Annotated in this window: 16 protein-coding genes; 3 read left to right on the top strand and 13 right to left on the bottom strand. The window is 39.3% G+C overall.

Annotated elements, in window-relative coordinates; genetic code table 11:
• Positions 1-11 precede the first annotated feature (11 nt).
• From FW757_RS01575 to FW757_RS01540, 8 genes are all read right to left on the bottom strand, one after another.
• Entirely contained in the window at positions 12-1,316 is a 1,305-nt protein-coding gene (locus tag FW757_RS01575; protein WP_446440800.1) for an ATP-binding protein, read from the bottom strand.
• Positions 1,316-1,975, bottom strand: a complete 660-nt coding sequence (locus FW757_RS01570; protein ID WP_145233022.1) for a response regulator transcription factor — start codon at positions 1,973-1,975, stop codon at positions 1,316-1,318. The genes FW757_RS01575 and FW757_RS01570 overlap by 1 nt, the downstream gene beginning before the upstream one ends.
• Before the next feature lies 1 nt (position 1,976).
• Positions 1,977-2,624: a hypothetical protein gene (locus FW757_RS01565; protein ID WP_446440799.1), complete on the bottom strand. Its 648-nt coding sequence runs from the start codon at positions 2,622-2,624 to the stop codon at positions 1,977-1,979.
• 2 nt (positions 2,625-2,626) lie between these two features.
• Complete coding sequence (locus FW757_RS01560) at positions 2,627-3,421, bottom strand: SDR family oxidoreductase (protein WP_446440798.1); 795 nt, start codon at positions 3,419-3,421, stop codon at positions 2,627-2,629.
• The gene (locus tag FW757_RS01555; protein WP_149980954.1) at positions 3,418-4,107 is read right to left on the bottom strand and encodes a TenA family transcriptional regulator; all 690 of its coding nucleotides are present in this window, start codon (positions 4,105-4,107) and stop codon (positions 3,418-3,420) included. Before FW757_RS01555 ends, FW757_RS01560 begins: the two co-directional genes overlap by 4 nt.
• Positions 4,104-5,576 carry an AMP-binding protein gene (locus tag FW757_RS01550; protein WP_446440797.1) on the bottom strand — a complete coding sequence of 491 codons (1,473 nt, stop codon included), beginning with the start codon at positions 5,574-5,576 and terminating at the stop codon, positions 4,104-4,106. The genes FW757_RS01555 and FW757_RS01550 overlap by 4 nt, the downstream gene beginning before the upstream one ends.
• Positions 5,576-6,214: a thermostable hemolysin gene (locus FW757_RS01545; protein WP_149980952.1), complete on the bottom strand. Its 639-nt coding sequence runs from the start codon at positions 6,212-6,214 to the stop codon at positions 5,576-5,578. Before FW757_RS01545 ends, FW757_RS01550 begins: the two co-directional genes overlap by 1 nt.
• 242 nt (positions 6,215-6,456) lie before the next feature.
• Positions 6,457-7,338, bottom strand: coding sequence for an NAD(P)-dependent oxidoreductase (locus FW757_RS01540; RefSeq protein ID WP_182731253.1), 882 nt, complete (start codon positions 7,336-7,338; stop codon positions 6,457-6,459).
• A gap of 122 nt (positions 7,339-7,460) precedes the next feature.
• Between FW757_RS01540 and FW757_RS01535 the strand changes: the two genes are divergently transcribed.
• Together FW757_RS01535 and FW757_RS01530 are read left to right on the top strand one after the other, a co-directional pair.
• Positions 7,461-7,982, top strand: coding sequence for a glutathione peroxidase (locus FW757_RS01535; RefSeq protein ID WP_182731252.1), 522 nt, complete (start codon positions 7,461-7,463; stop codon positions 7,980-7,982).
• A complete protein-coding gene (locus FW757_RS01530; RefSeq protein WP_446440837.1) occupies positions 7,942-8,928 on the top strand; it encodes a 2-hydroxyacid dehydrogenase in 987 nt (328 codons plus the stop codon). The genes FW757_RS01535 and FW757_RS01530 overlap by 41 nt, the downstream gene beginning before the upstream one ends.
• 202 nt (positions 8,929-9,130) lie before the next feature.
• Here FW757_RS01530 and FW757_RS01525 read toward each other — a convergent pair whose 3' ends face one another.
• A complete protein-coding gene (locus tag FW757_RS01525; RefSeq protein WP_149980950.1) occupies positions 9,131-9,505 on the bottom strand; it encodes a DUF3224 domain-containing protein in 375 nt (124 codons plus the stop codon).
• A 98-nt stretch (positions 9,506-9,603) separates the two neighbouring features.
• Between FW757_RS01525 and FW757_RS01520 the strand changes: the two genes are divergently transcribed.
• Positions 9,604-10,398 carry a helix-turn-helix transcriptional regulator gene (locus FW757_RS01520; RefSeq protein WP_182762815.1) on the top strand — a complete coding sequence of 265 codons (795 nt, stop codon included), beginning with the start codon at positions 9,604-9,606 and terminating at the stop codon, positions 10,396-10,398.
• Positions 10,399-10,677: 279 nt separating this feature from the next.
• Here the strand turns inward: FW757_RS01520 and FW757_RS01515 are convergent, their stop codons facing one another.
• The 4 genes from FW757_RS01515 to FW757_RS01500 all read right to left on the bottom strand — a co-directional run bounded on the left by FW757_RS01515 (position 10,678) and on the right by FW757_RS01500 (position 13,355).
• Positions 10,678-11,289: an SLATT domain-containing protein gene (locus FW757_RS01515; protein WP_446440796.1), complete on the bottom strand. Its 612-nt coding sequence runs from the start codon at positions 11,287-11,289 to the stop codon at positions 10,678-10,680.
• Between the two features lie 221 nt (positions 11,290-11,510).
• Entirely contained in the window at positions 11,511-12,041 is a 531-nt protein-coding gene (locus FW757_RS01510) for a hypothetical protein (RefSeq protein ID WP_446440795.1), read from the bottom strand.
• 424 nt (positions 12,042-12,465) lie between these two features.
• Positions 12,466-12,945, bottom strand: coding sequence for a zinc-ribbon domain containing protein (locus FW757_RS01505; RefSeq protein ID WP_182719138.1), 480 nt, complete (start codon positions 12,943-12,945; stop codon positions 12,466-12,468).
• Positions 12,946-12,950: 5 nt separating this feature from the next.
• On the bottom strand, positions 12,951-13,355 hold the full coding sequence (locus FW757_RS01500) for a biotin/lipoyl-containing protein (RefSeq protein ID WP_182719137.1): 405 nt from the start codon (positions 13,353-13,355) through the stop codon (positions 12,951-12,953).
• Between the last annotated feature and the right edge of the window lie 101 nt (positions 13,356-13,456).

Here is a 13,456-nt window from a genome sequence, read left to right as displayed (position 1 = left end):
ACCCTAACCAGTTATTCACTCTCTGCTCCTTGCATAAATTCTACTCGTACTTGTAAGCCGCCTAATTCACTGTCGGCTAAAGAAATACTTGCATCATAAATTGTTACTATATGTTCAACTATCGCCATACCTAATCCGGCACCTTGCTCTCCAGAGGGGTGTTTATCACCTCCAACACGGTAAAAACGGTTAAAAATTCGTGCTTTATGGGCATCATCAATGCCAGGACCTGAGTCATCAATCTGCCAACCATACGCACCTTGCTGATTGTTTAAGCGGATCACTATATTGCCACCACTGGGCGTATATTTTATTGCGTTACTTAATAAATTACTAAATAAGGTTGCCAAGGTAAATTGGTCACCATTAATAACATAATCATCGCCTTCAATACTGATCATATGTTGTTTTGCATCAAGTCGTTCGTATAGCTGTGCAACCACTTGTTGACTGACCTCTAGCACTGAAATTGGGCTAAATTGTGCCTGCCATTGCTCTGGATAGGTGCGTCCCAAAATCAACATTTGCTCAACAATATTACTAAGTTTATCGATACCTTGCGCCATTGCATCAAGTTCCAAGCAACCGTCACCTTGTGCGCGTAGATTATGAACATTTATTTTTAAACTACTTAGCGGGGTGCGTAATTCGTGGGCAGCATCTGAGGCAAAAAAGCGTTCTCTTAAGTAGGCACTTTCTACACGTTTAAACAGATCATTTAAACGTGAGATCACCGGTTTAATTTCGTATTCGCTCACCTGCCAATTAATGGCAGTAAAGTCATTGGCTTGTCGCGTTTTTAATAATGTTGAAAGGCGTGTTAAGGGCCTCAGTCCTTGTTTGACAAATAGACTGATCAACACCGCAAGCAGTGGCACACTCCAAAGCAAAGGTGTCATTGCTGACAAAATCATAGTCTCGCTAAGGGCATAGCGTTTACTCAGCGGCTCTGCCACCAGCACTTGTTTTGTCTGCATGGTTAATCTGAATACTCGCATCCGCTGTCCGGCTAAGTTTTCAACACTAAATCCATTCAGGCTTGGTTTTTGCGCCAGTTCAGCTAATGATTTAGACGCGCTAAGCAAATTGTTATCTTGCCAAATTTGAAACAGTAATCGAGTTAGATCACTTCTTAACACTGGCTTGTCGCTGTGTATAGGTTGCTCGATCAGTACATGAGCAATGGTTTGCAATTCGTTATCTAGTAGCAGCTCGGCCTGAATCATACTTTCACGGTAACCTTTACTGAATGCCAAAAAGCAAGTTAGGATCACCGTTGATAAAATAATCAGCGTTAATCTGCGTTTAATTGACACTAACGTTTACCTACCACATAACCTATGCCACGTAAGGTTTTAATTAGATCTTTAGGGAGCTTTTTACGTAGATGATGAATATGCACCTCAATAGTATTTGAACCTACTTCTTCGCCCCATTCATATAGTTTGCTCTCTAATTGTTGTTTGGACAATACGCGCCCTTGATTTTCAAAAAGCGCTTTTAGTAACATAAACTCTTTACGCGGCAGGTTTACCGGTTGCTGATCAAGCGTGACTGTAAAAGCGGAGGTATCCATTTCTACATTTGCTACGTTAATAGTACTTGATTGCGCATGAGTTACGCGCCGACTAGCGACTCTTAAACGGGCAAATAATTCAGCAGGATCAAATGGCTTAGCTAAATAATCATCAGCACCTAAATCTAACCCTTGTACTTTATCATCAATACTACCGCGTGCCGTTAAGATCACTACCGGTAAGTTAGGGCGATGCTTTTTGACGTGTTTTAATACATCAATGCCATCGCCATCAGGTAGCCCTAAATCAAGTACAAGTAGTTCGATCTCGTCATTTTCGAGCCATTGCATGGCTGATTTTATACTAGCACAGTACTCAACACTGTAACCTTGTTGACGAAGTGAACGACATAATCCTTCAGCCACTAACTTATCATCTTCAACCAGTAGTAAATGCATATTATCTCTTTAGTTTTTTATCTACTTTTGCCAACAACTGGGTGATCTCTTGTTGGCGGTATAAATCCGCTTTTGGCCTATCAGGACGTGCCGGTGCCTGTTGAGCGGCAAGTAAATGTGTTTTTGCCTTTTTGTATTCCCTTTCGTCGTACAAAAATGCCGCGTATAAGTAATTACTATCGATACCGTTTGGATTAATAGCAAGCGCTTGGTTAAATAATTTATTCGCTTTGTCATCATCACCAAATCCAATTGGCCAACCCGGTACTTTACTGTAAAGGGTTGCTAAACTGGTGTAAGCAGAGCCTGATAACGCATTGGCATCAATTTCTATGGCTTGCTCTAACTGTGCTTTAGCATCTTTTGCTAACCCTAATGCACCTAAGCCGCCTTTTGCCCCAGCATAACTTGATAGCACAATACCATACCAAATATGGCTTTGTGCCTGATCATCATAGGTCTTTGCAAACTCAGCGGCCTGCTCTGATAACTTTTCAAATGCATTGAGCTGCGCTTTATCTACTAATTCATAATTCACAGTTGCCCAACTTGTTTGCACCTGAGTTAATTCGCTAGCAACATCGGCATGCGCTGCGCTAGTTAAAAATATCCCAGTTAACAAGCAGCTAGTATAAAGTAGTTTAGTCATAGTCATTCACCTTGATCAATTTTATCTGCAAAAAAACTTTTAATTTTAGGAAGTTGTTTTGCAATTGCGTTATCTACTAAGGATGGAAAAGCACCATTTAGTTTGACAAATAAGCGTTCTGGAAAACCAATGTAACTGCGTGAATTTCCAGATTTCAATAATGAAATAAGCGCATCTGCCACTTTATCAGGTGGATCCATTGTATTGCCTAAAGCTTTATTCATCGCGCGTACTTGCACTGAATTGATATTTGTATCAGTTGCTCTAGGTGCTAAATATAATATTTTTACATCACAGTGACTGAGTTCGCGGGCCAGCGCTTCGGTCATTCCTCGTAAACCAAATTTACTTGCGCAATATAAGGTTTGATAAGGGTAACCAATACTACCAAACGATGATCCCACATTAACAATTGAGCCTTTTTTAGCTAAAATTTGTGGTAAAAATAGTTGGCATAACTTAATTGGCACCGACAGATTAACGATCAGTAAGTCATCTATTTGCTGCTCCGTCATTTCACTAAAACCTTGCATCACATTAATGCCAGCGTTATTGATAAGCATTGTTGCACCGCCAAGTGATTTAGCATGTTCAAGTAATTTTTGGCGAGTCTGTGCTGATGTTAAATCACCAATAAATATCTCACAGTCTTGGCCACACTTAAGCTGTAATGCCTCTAGTTGTGCTTGTTGACGACCAACTAACAGGAAACGCCAGCCATGCTGAATCAACTTTAATGCTACGGCTTGACCAATTCCGCCTGTCGCACCTGTTAATACGCAAAGTGGACGGTTCATGCAGTTTGCTCCAAGTCGCTACTTGCAAACTGTGGATCTGTATCTAATTCACGAAAAATATTGCCATATAACTTATAAAAACATTTAGCGGCATGCACAATCGCTTGTTGATCTGCAGGAGACTCTATTTTATTCATCAGATCTTCAAAAAACTTCACATGCTCAATATCCAAAGCCCCATGAGATGTTAAATAGCTAAATGCCTTTTTAGGTAATCCGGTCATATTGGCTATATTACTTGCCGCATTATCGGCTAACGCAATTGAAGTACCTTCGAGTACATGCACCATGCCAAAAAATGCCAATGGATTACCACGATTAATTGTATCGTAGGCATAAGCAACCATTAACTCGGTGGCAAATTTGGGAGCACTTTGACGTACTTGTTGTTTATCAAAACCACAGGCTGCAATATCATTGAGCACCCACTCTTGATGACCTATTTCTTCTTCTATATATTGTGCAACAGCCTCGCGGATCCACTCTTGTTCAGTCGATAATTTCGCGCCCACGGCCATCATTAATGGCACCGTATGTTTAACGTGATGATAGGCTTGAGCTAAAAATGAAGCATACTCAGTTGTGCTTACTTGCCCCTTGAATACTCGAGCAATGATCGGTGCAGCCAGTAAATACTCGCGTTCTGCTTGGGTTTGTGATTTTAATGTCTCGAAAAAATTGCTCATAATATTGCCTCACTGTACAGTGCTGTTAGTTGTGCATGATAATAGTTTGCTATTGCTTGGCGTTTAGGGCGGTTATTACTGGTTAATAATCCCCGCTCTGCAGTAAGTGGTTCAGCTAAGCGATGAAATGTTTTAATTTGGGCATATTCAGGTAATTGTGCGTTAATACCTCTACAATGCTCGGCTAATACCTCATCAGTCATATTTACTGATGCATAAATAAGTGCTACTAAATGCGCTTTACCTTCACCAAAGACAACAGCTTGTTGTACTTCACTGTTACTGAGTAGCAAAGATTCAGGCCACTCAGCGCTGATGTTGCGCCCAAAACTAGTAATAATTTGGTTTTTTAAACGCCCCTTAATAGTTAACCGACCTTGTTGTTGATCAACCAAATCACCGGTTGCATACCAACTCGTTTGATCATGGGGTTGTTGACCTAAATAGCCTAAAAATAAGGGTCCTTTAATAAATAGCTGCCCGTCTACCAGTTTGCTTTGCAAGTGATTTAACACCCGCCCTGCACACTCTATGTCATCATCATTTGGCGTGTTTAAGCTCACCACTGATGAAGCTTCAGATAAGCCATAACCTTGATAAACTGGTAACCCTAAACTACGCGCCACAGTGATCAATTCACTACTGAGTACAGCGCCACCAACGGCAATAAATTTCAGGCTCTTTGGTACTGTCCATCCCTGCTTGGCAAACCAGACTAAACAGGTCAATAATTCCGGCACCAAAATAAGCGTATTCGGTTGCACACGATCAATGGCATTGATCAGTTGACTGGCATCATTTAATTTTGCCCCAGAGAAGCCTAATTCTGGCAGTGTCATAACATGCACTTCACCTGCGGCTAGTAACGGTGCAAAAACCCCTGCAATGTTTTCAAGTAATACTGGCAAAGGTAATAAACACAGATGTTTTGGCTGTTTTATCGCTATTTTTTTATGCAATGAGGTCGCCACTTGTAATTGGCTTTGTAAAGATAAACACACTCCCTTTGGCTCACCGGTAGAGCCTGAAGTAAACGTCACTTTTTGGGTATCTGTAAAAAATGTTGTAGGGCTCGACGCGCTTACTTTATAGATATAAAGCGGGTAGCGGGTTAACACGCTCAAGGTCGCAATACATTCTAACCCGTCAAGTTCACAGGGGGTGTCGCTGATAAAATGCGAAACGCCGCTTTTATTCACGCTATTAGTAAGCTGTTGTGGGCTAAAAAAGGTCGGCAGCGGAATGCTTACTTGTTGTAACTCAATCAATGCAAAGTCAACAATTAACCAAGCAGGCGTATTGTCCATTACAAACGCCACGGCTGACATATCAAGCGCTTTAAAGTCGATAATTAACTCGGCCACTTCTTGCATCAGCGTCTGTTTACTGATCGGCTGCATTTGTTGGTCATGATGATCAACAATCACAGTATCAAGCGCTGCGTGTGGTAATTTCGATAAAAACCCCATTATGCCTCCAATTGCGATGCTAATTGGCAACTCGCTTGATGATAGTGCTGTTTAATATTAAACAAATGAGGTGTGTTTATTACGCAATCATGAGCAGCCGCTAAATCAACCACACACAGTGTTGGTTTATTTTCATAATAAGTCCCCCAATCTGCTGGGTTATCAAGTGCCTGACTATTGGCTAATGCTATTTCAGTGCAATTAACTGAGAGCATTTTTAATAATGCTCTAACCTTTGCAGTGGCACAAAATACCAAACGTTTTGCGCCAATTTGATAAAGTGCTTCATTCATTAGTACAAAATGAGCGAGAGTAGCTTTGCGATTTGTTGAGCATAAATTACCAAGCTCGTAAATATCTTCCCTCGGTACATCAACAAAGTATTCAATCGGCTCTGGTAAGTATTGCTCGATAAAAAGTGATTGAGTAGCAGCTCTAAGTCCCAGCGTGCAAGAATCAGCGGCAATACTTAATTGGCATAACACCGGCATAAACTGCTTAATATTGGCGCCGTAAGCTCTGGCAAAACTCGCTTTAACGACTTGCTCTAATTGCACACGAAATGGCATGTTTGCATTTGCACACACATAATCATGTGTGTTGGTAACAGGCAAGTTAGTAACTTGAAGTGATTGCATAGTGTTCGCTCTTTTTAGACTATGGGTAAAATCTAACGAGCAAAACTTAAATAAACCTTAAGAAAAATTAATTTTTATAAAAAAACCCAAACAATGTTTGGGTCAGTGATTACGTAACTGGAGATTTCAGGAATAATAAGCCACATCTACCCGCTAATTGCGGGCTTATGCAAGTAAATTTAAGACAGTTAGCGTTTAATTTACTTGCTGGAGATAGACTTATTATCCGACGCTCTGATTATCTATTTTTTATGTAACGCTTCGATGCGCGCCAATAAGCTTGAAGTGTCAAAACGCCCACCACCAAGTGCTTGTACGTCAGCGTAGTACTGATCGACCGTCGCGGTCATTGGTAAAGTGGCACCATTATTTTTTGCTTCATCTAACGCAATACCTAAATCTTTACGCATCCAATCAACAGCAAAACCAAATTCGTACTCACCTGCCCACATGGTTTTGTAACGGTTTTCCATTTGCCATGAACCAGCCGCACCTTTTGCAATCGTCTCAATGACTTTTTCGCCATCAAGGCCTGCTTGTTTGGCAAAATGTAAGCCCTCGGCCAAGCCTTGTACAACGCCCGCGATACAAATTTGATTAACCATCTTACACAACTGCCCAGAGCCAACTTCGCCAAGTAACTGGCTAAAACGGCTAAATGCCGCCATAACTGGTTGTACTTTTGCAAACACTGCTGCGTCGCCACCAGCCATGACTGTTAATACACCATTTTCAGCACCAGCTTGACCACCCGATACTGGCGCATCAATAAACGCAATATCTTTTAGTGCCGCATTAGCGGATACTTCGCGCGCAACTTCGGCTGAAGTCGTAGTGTGATCGACTAAAATAGTGCCTGCTTGCATACCTTTAATCACCCCGTCAGCACCATAAACGACTGAGCGTAAATCATCATCGTTACCTACACACATAAATACGATATCTGCATGTTCTGCGGCTTTTGCTGGCGTTAATGCCACCTGACCTGCGTATTTTTCTGCCCATTGCTGTGCTTTTGCTGTGGTACGGTTATACACGGTTACTTGATGACCGGCAGTTGCTAAATGACCCGCCATTGGATAACCCATTACACCTAAACCGATAAATGCGACTTTCATTGACATAAAATTGACCTATTTCAGTGGTAACTTAAAAAGATAATTTGATTATCTCAACCGAACAGTAAAAAAGCGAATGAAAAAGTCTTCATTAAATTTCTTCATGGACGAGACAAAATAGGTAACCTATGGATAGCATATATCAATTCAGTGCCCCGCTTTATAACGGCGAAAATTTTGCCTTAAGTCAGTTAAAAGGCAAAACGATTTTAATCGTCAATACCGCCAGTAAGTGTAACTTTTCGGTGCAGTTAAGCGCACTTGAAAAGCTGTATCAGCAATATAAAGCACAAGGGTTTATTGTGTTAGCATTTCCGTGTAATCAATTTGACTACAATGAGCCAATAGACAACATTGATATTAAAGACTTTTATCAACAACAGTTTAATGTTAGTTTTCCTGTGTTTAGTAAAGTAATGGTCAACGGCCCTGATGCTCACCCGTTATTTAACTATTTAAAAGCACATACCCGAGGAATTGCACAAAATCGTGCTATAAAATGGAATTTCACCAAGTTTCTAATAAACTCTGAGGGACAATTGGCGGTACGTTATGCACCGCGCACTAAACCCGACACCTTGAAACAGGTCATAGAGAGTAATATTAATGATGCAACTAACGGTAGCGCTTTTCAGTTCGCAAAAATATGAACATGCATCTTTTGATGCCTGTTTAAACAATCAAACACGCATCAAATTAACCCGTTTTGAACAATCTCTTGATGCGAAAAGTGCCATACTTAGCCAAGGCTTTGATGCTGTATGCGTATTTGTAAACGATATCGTTGATAAAACGGTTATTGAGCAGCTTGCTCAATTCGGCGTGAAATGTATTTTATTACGCTGTGCTGGCTTTAATAACGTTGACCTAGCTGCGGCACATGCCCATAACATCAAAGTATGCCGAGTACCCGCTTACAGCCCTGAGGCAGTTGCAGAGCACTGTGTGGCATTAATGCTTACCCTCAATCGCAAAACTCACAAAGCCTATAACCGTATCCGTGAAGATAATTTTGATTTAAATGGCTTGCTTGGCTTTAACTTATTCAAGAAAACCATTGGTATCATTGGCTGTGGAAAAATTGGCTTGGCTTTAGTAAATATACTCAATGGCTTTGATGCAAATGTATTGGTTTGCGACCCTTATGCAGTACCAGGCAATTATACAATTTGTGATCTAGACACTTTATTAAGTCAAAGCGATGTGATCTCTTTGCACTGCCCGTTAACCGAGCAAACTCATCATATGATCAACGAACACGCTTTTGCCAAAATGAAGCAAGGGGTGATGCTTATAAACACTTCCCGCGGCGCATTAGTTGATAGCAAAGCCTGTATTGGCGCACTTAAAACTAAAAAATTGGGTTATTTAGGGCTAGATGTGTACGAACAAGAGTCAGAACTATTCTTTAAAGACCGCAGTGATGAAATTATGCAAGACGATGTGTTTTCGCGTTTGGTAAGTTTTCCAAACGTACTGGTCACCGGCCACCAAGGCTTTTTTACCAAAGAAGCATTGAGTGAAATTGCGCAAATCACCGTAAATAATGCACTTGAGTTCGCCAATAACCAACCACTAAGTAATGAAGTTAAATAAGGGGTTGATTTAGGTGCTAGGTAAAAGTTTAAAAACTAAGGCACAAAAAATCAACCAAGCTAGCTTGGTTTAAACCGGTTAAGTTGCATAAGCTGAAGTAACAAATATCTGTTCTAACACTTTTAACTAATAATTAGAGTTGGCTGGCAGGCTGCTATGAGGGATAAGCGGACGTAATACTATTGTCCGCTTTGTAAAGAATTTATGAAATTTGGTAGGTGGCTTTCCCTCCTTCTATGGAGCTGAAGGTGCCACTTTTACCTACTAGGTTATTTTCATGGCTACTATCAACTATAGTAAATTCGCTTGATGCAATTCCACTCTCAAATCTTCCATCATGTTTTATTGTGAGTAAAACTTGTTCATTGTTTTTATCATATGTAATGGTTTCAAATCCGTTGAACAGAGCATCACCACTTTCGCTGTAGTAAAGCTGATACCTTACTTCGCTATTACCATTAATATCACCTGAGTAAGCTTGTTGTACCAATGCGGCACTCAATTTCTTACCCTTTTCAAATTCTTGTTCAACGGTTTCTTGCCAGTCGGTAATTTGAAATGTACCTTTTAACTCCATAGTTTTTTCCTTTTAATCAACCTAACAAAAAAATGTTACTACGTTATTAGTTGCTTGATATAGTAAAAACGCGACAATAAACAAAAGACTGATCAGATTTGAAAATAAATAATGAAGAAATAAAAGGGGTATTACACCGTCAGGTGAGTGAAGAGAATTATCACTTACGTAGATATTTTCCAAGTGACCTTTTTAATGGGTTTATTGAACAATTTTGGTTTGTGAATTGGAACTTAGAAGAGCAAAAAACTCATACTCAACAAAACTTACCAGATCCAAATTTTCACTTAATTATCAGTAAAGAAGGGGTTAAGTTATTGGGGCCTGTGAGCAAAAAATACTCTTATAAAATGGAAGGGGTAGGACGAATAATAGGTGTGAAATTTGAAACTGGAGCCTTAAAGGAACTTTTACCTCTGCCGATTGAAGATTATGTTAATAAAGAGGTACTAGCCAAAAAGATATTTGGCTTAGATTTCGTAAATAATTTAATATCTTTATATGAACATGAAAACGATTTAGAGGTTATTAGCTATATTCATGATAATCTTGCTTCTTTTGTTCAACCGATCACTAAGTCAAAAGCTATCACTCAAAGTTTGGTCTCATTGATCAAAAATAATGAAAATATTTGTACAGTTAAGCAAGTAGCAAGCTATGCTAACATCTCTTCACGATCTGTTCAGCGATACTTCTCAGAATATGTAGGTCTTAGTCCTAAATGGCTTATACGTAAGTACAGACTTAGTAGGGTTTTAGATGAACTTGAAACCAACTCCGTTAGCATCTTAGATATTGTTACCCAATTGGAATATGTTGATCAATCTCACCTTATTCGAGATTTTAAAGAAATTTTAGGAATAACTCCGAACAGATACAACAAACTAAAGTGAATTTTTATATCCTAGTAGAGTCAATATCGGCTTATGGCACACTCACGAAGTTCTGTTTGGAGCGAGAAGCAGACGGCCAGAAAAACTCGTTTTTGGACAGAAACGGGTTAGAGGCGAAGGACGGTTCTGTGCCAGTAAGTGCTGCTCGGTTACCCAGACATCAACAGCTTTTACTTGATGAAAGCAGACCTCGGTAACGCCCAATAAAGTTGTGAAGCACACCACAACTTGACCCAAATCAAAAATGCCACGCGTTCTGAATCACTCTTAAATTGTTTGTTACGAAGCAGGTGGAAGTGACACGAAAACTGTATACAACACATAACCAACAAACAGCCACGGTGGAAAATACAGCATTAAGCCCTTAATTTGATGATACCTGAGTTTTACACTGAACCTGATGGAATTGAAGAGTTCAGCATAGCTTTGGGGGTTCACTTCTAGCTTTGTCGCATAGTAATCTACTATTTCATGGTTCTCATATTTTTCAAGAATTGAGTAATACTCCTCGACCAAATTAGAGTATTGAGTTTCTGTGTATGAACGAATATAGGGCTTAAGTTTACGAGCAAACTTACCTAATTCAACACCGTTTCGATGCATAGCTTCAGAGCGAGATATAAAGTTTTCTTGACCAAGTAACAAAGAATAAACAAGGACAAGTACAGCCAGAATAGATTGAATAAAATTTAATTTTTGGTTGTCTATTCCAATAGACAAACCCCACGCTTGAGCCATTGGTATCACCAATAGCCCAATTGATATGAAAGCTACTGTCCATTGAGAAATTCGATGATGAGATTTAAATCTCAGACTTGCCCCATAGCGCGAAGATGTTGTTATTTTGACTCTACGAAGCAATTCACTAATATCATTATCTAACTCTGCCACTTGAATATTTCCTCTTGCTACATAACTCAAAACTAACAGGAAAAAATTAAGCAAAATCGAGCTTACTTAAATTTTTCCTTGTTTAGCATCTTGTTATGGCTTTTTGTTAGTCGGTGGTTTTGGCGGCGGTGGATTGTCATTATTTCTCACATACCTTGGCCCCGGTGGTGGCGGAGGCGGAGGCGGTTGTTTATTAATACCTATTGTCATTCTGAGTCCCCTTAAGTAAGTATCGCTGATATTTTAAAGCACAAAGCTGCTAAAAATGAAAAGGATAGTGCAAATGTAATCGACCTTACAGCTTTATAAAGTTGTGTAGATCTATAGTCATTATTTTTTGAATTGTAACTCGCATATTCAGAGTAACTTTCAAGTAGAAACTGATTAAAATACTGATCTGCAAGGTTATCTTTTCCATCGTACTCTTTATAGTTTTCTTCTAATTTAACATGATAAGCTTCGATTTCTTCTGTCGTAGGCATAAAGCGATCTATTAAGCCCGACCAACAATTTTTGAAATGATAACAAGACAATAATATTGAAATAAGTGATAAAGCAATAAGTAAAAAGAAAATGCTTTTTAGACAAACAGAAGTATTTAGGAAATTTACATTTAGTAAGTACGAAATAAATCCTAACAAAGCAACTATAGCAGCCATAGGTACATTAAGCCGAGCATTCAGTTTTTCACGACGTTCGACCTCAAAAAGGTATATTTTCTCGTAGTACTCTATACGTTTTCCAGTTTCCATACTTTACCTTAAAACCATAATTTAATAGTGCGAACATCGCGCATATTTCTTACGACGTCACGCTCATTTATCTACCTCATATAGTTTTAACAAATAACCTAAGGTATTACATCACTAATTTTTCAGAAATTTTTAGGTAAAGTTAAATGAAGCAATATGCTCTCAGCCCACATTTTCATGAATATATGCGCAAAGAGCAGTCAACCAATCAATTAACGACTATATTTATCCAATCTCAATGACCGCTTTTGCTCAAAACAAACCTTTAGAGTATTTGCGTTAACTCATTTTGGGGCAGAAACGAGTTACGCCTGAAGGTCTGATTTTGGCACATCTGTGACAGTCAGACTTGATTGAGTCCTATTTATCGGTTCTGACAAATCAAGTTAAGATGTAATCACATAGGTCTCTTAAGTACGTCTACTTACATTTTACGGATAGCATTCACTTTATTAATCTTCTTAATAACTCCTGACTCAAAAAGTTGCTGCGCGCTGGACTTGAGCAATTGAGTTTCCTCAAGCGTTATATGCTCTTTAATGATTAAGTTTGCATAGATAATTTGCAACTGGTTTATTGCACGGCTTTTCTTTCTGCATTCAAAGCACTTGATCGCATGTGCATCAATCCAAAACTTTAATTCTTCAAACCAATATTGCTGCTCTTTAGCAAAAAATATAAACGCTCTATGACAATCGACACATTGCTCTTCTATATCAACATAGAGTTGCCTTGGATATAAACTGTCACATTGTTTTTCGATAACTGCGGGGATTGCCGTCTCAGGAAAGTAGCGAACACTTTTATACCACCAAAAGGCATTCTCGATTTCTTGCTTTGTATAACTATTACCAGAGAGGATTGGCTCGCTGCCATATCTTGGGTGGTTTACATAATTGGTCATCTTAGCTATTTACCCAGCACAAAAAGGATGGCTAAAGCGCCGACTGCTAGAGCAATAATTAAACTTTTATTTAGTTTACTCAACCAAGGAGAAACAATAACGTCATTTTCTGAGTCGTTTACTCGCGGTTGAGGCTGTTGAGCTGTTGGTCTTGCTGGCAGTTCGCTGTCTGCAAGCTGCTGCAAAGTCATTACAACCTGTTCAGGATTAACATGGTCGCCATTTGCAATCGTTATATTCTCAATAATGCCACTGCAGTCGGCCATTATTTCTAAAACAACTTTTTCAGTTTCAACATCAAATAACACATCACCGGCATAAACGAGTTGGCCTTCACTAACATAAAGTTTAGCGATATCTGCTGTGTTTATTGAGTCTGGAAGCGTGGGGACTTTAACATCTATGTTCATAATTCCTCCCTGGATATAATACCAATCGACTTAAATATTTAACCATTTATCTGTCGCTATAAATGGTCAGTAACTTAAAACGATTGGTACAACACTATATA

This window comes from Pseudoalteromonas sp. 1181_04 (assembly GCF_052850545.1).
This window is presented reverse-complemented; position numbering and strand designations above follow the sequence as displayed.

Bases quoted from the DNA above. Each gene is read 5' to 3' on its own strand.
- FW757_RS01570 (WP_145233022.1), bottom strand. From the start codon at position 1,975: ATGCATTTACTACTGGTTGAAGATGATAAGTTAGTGGCTGAAGGATTA.
- FW757_RS01565 (WP_446440799.1), bottom strand. From the start codon at position 2,624: ATGACTAAACTACTTTATACTAGCTGCTTGTTAACTGGGATATTTTTA.
- FW757_RS01560 (WP_446440798.1), bottom strand. From the start codon at position 3,421: ATGAACCGTCCACTTTGCGTATTAACAGGTGCGACAGGCGGAATTGGT.
- FW757_RS01555 (WP_149980954.1), bottom strand. From the start codon at position 4,107: ATGAGCAATTTTTTCGAGACATTAAAATCACAAACCCAAGCAGAACGC.
- FW757_RS01550 (WP_446440797.1), bottom strand. From the start codon at position 5,576: ATGGGGTTTTTATCGAAATTACCACACGCAGCGCTTGATACTGTGATT.
- FW757_RS01545 (WP_149980952.1), bottom strand. From the start codon at position 6,214: ATGCAATCACTTCAAGTTACTAACTTGCCTGTTACCAACACACATGAT.
- FW757_RS01540 (WP_182731253.1), bottom strand. From the start codon at position 7,338: ATGTCAATGAAAGTCGCATTTATCGGTTTAGGTGTAATGGGTTATCCA.
- FW757_RS01535 (WP_182731252.1), top strand. From the start codon at position 7,461: ATGGATAGCATATATCAATTCAGTGCCCCGCTTTATAACGGCGAAAAT.
- FW757_RS01530 (WP_446440837.1), top strand. From the start codon at position 7,942: ATGCAACTAACGGTAGCGCTTTTCAGTTCGCAAAAATATGAACATGCA.
- FW757_RS01525 (WP_149980950.1), bottom strand. From the start codon at position 9,505: ATGGAGTTAAAAGGTACATTTCAAATTACCGACTGGCAAGAAACCGTT.
- FW757_RS01510 (WP_446440795.1), bottom strand. From the start codon at position 12,041: ATGGAAACTGGAAAACGTATAGAGTACTACGAGAAAATATACCTTTTT.
- FW757_RS01505 (WP_182719138.1), bottom strand. From the start codon at position 12,945: ATGACCAATTATGTAAACCACCCAAGATATGGCAGCGAGCCAATCCTC.
- FW757_RS01500 (WP_182719137.1), bottom strand. From the start codon at position 13,355: ATGAACATAGATGTTAAAGTCCCCACGCTTCCAGACTCAATAAACACA.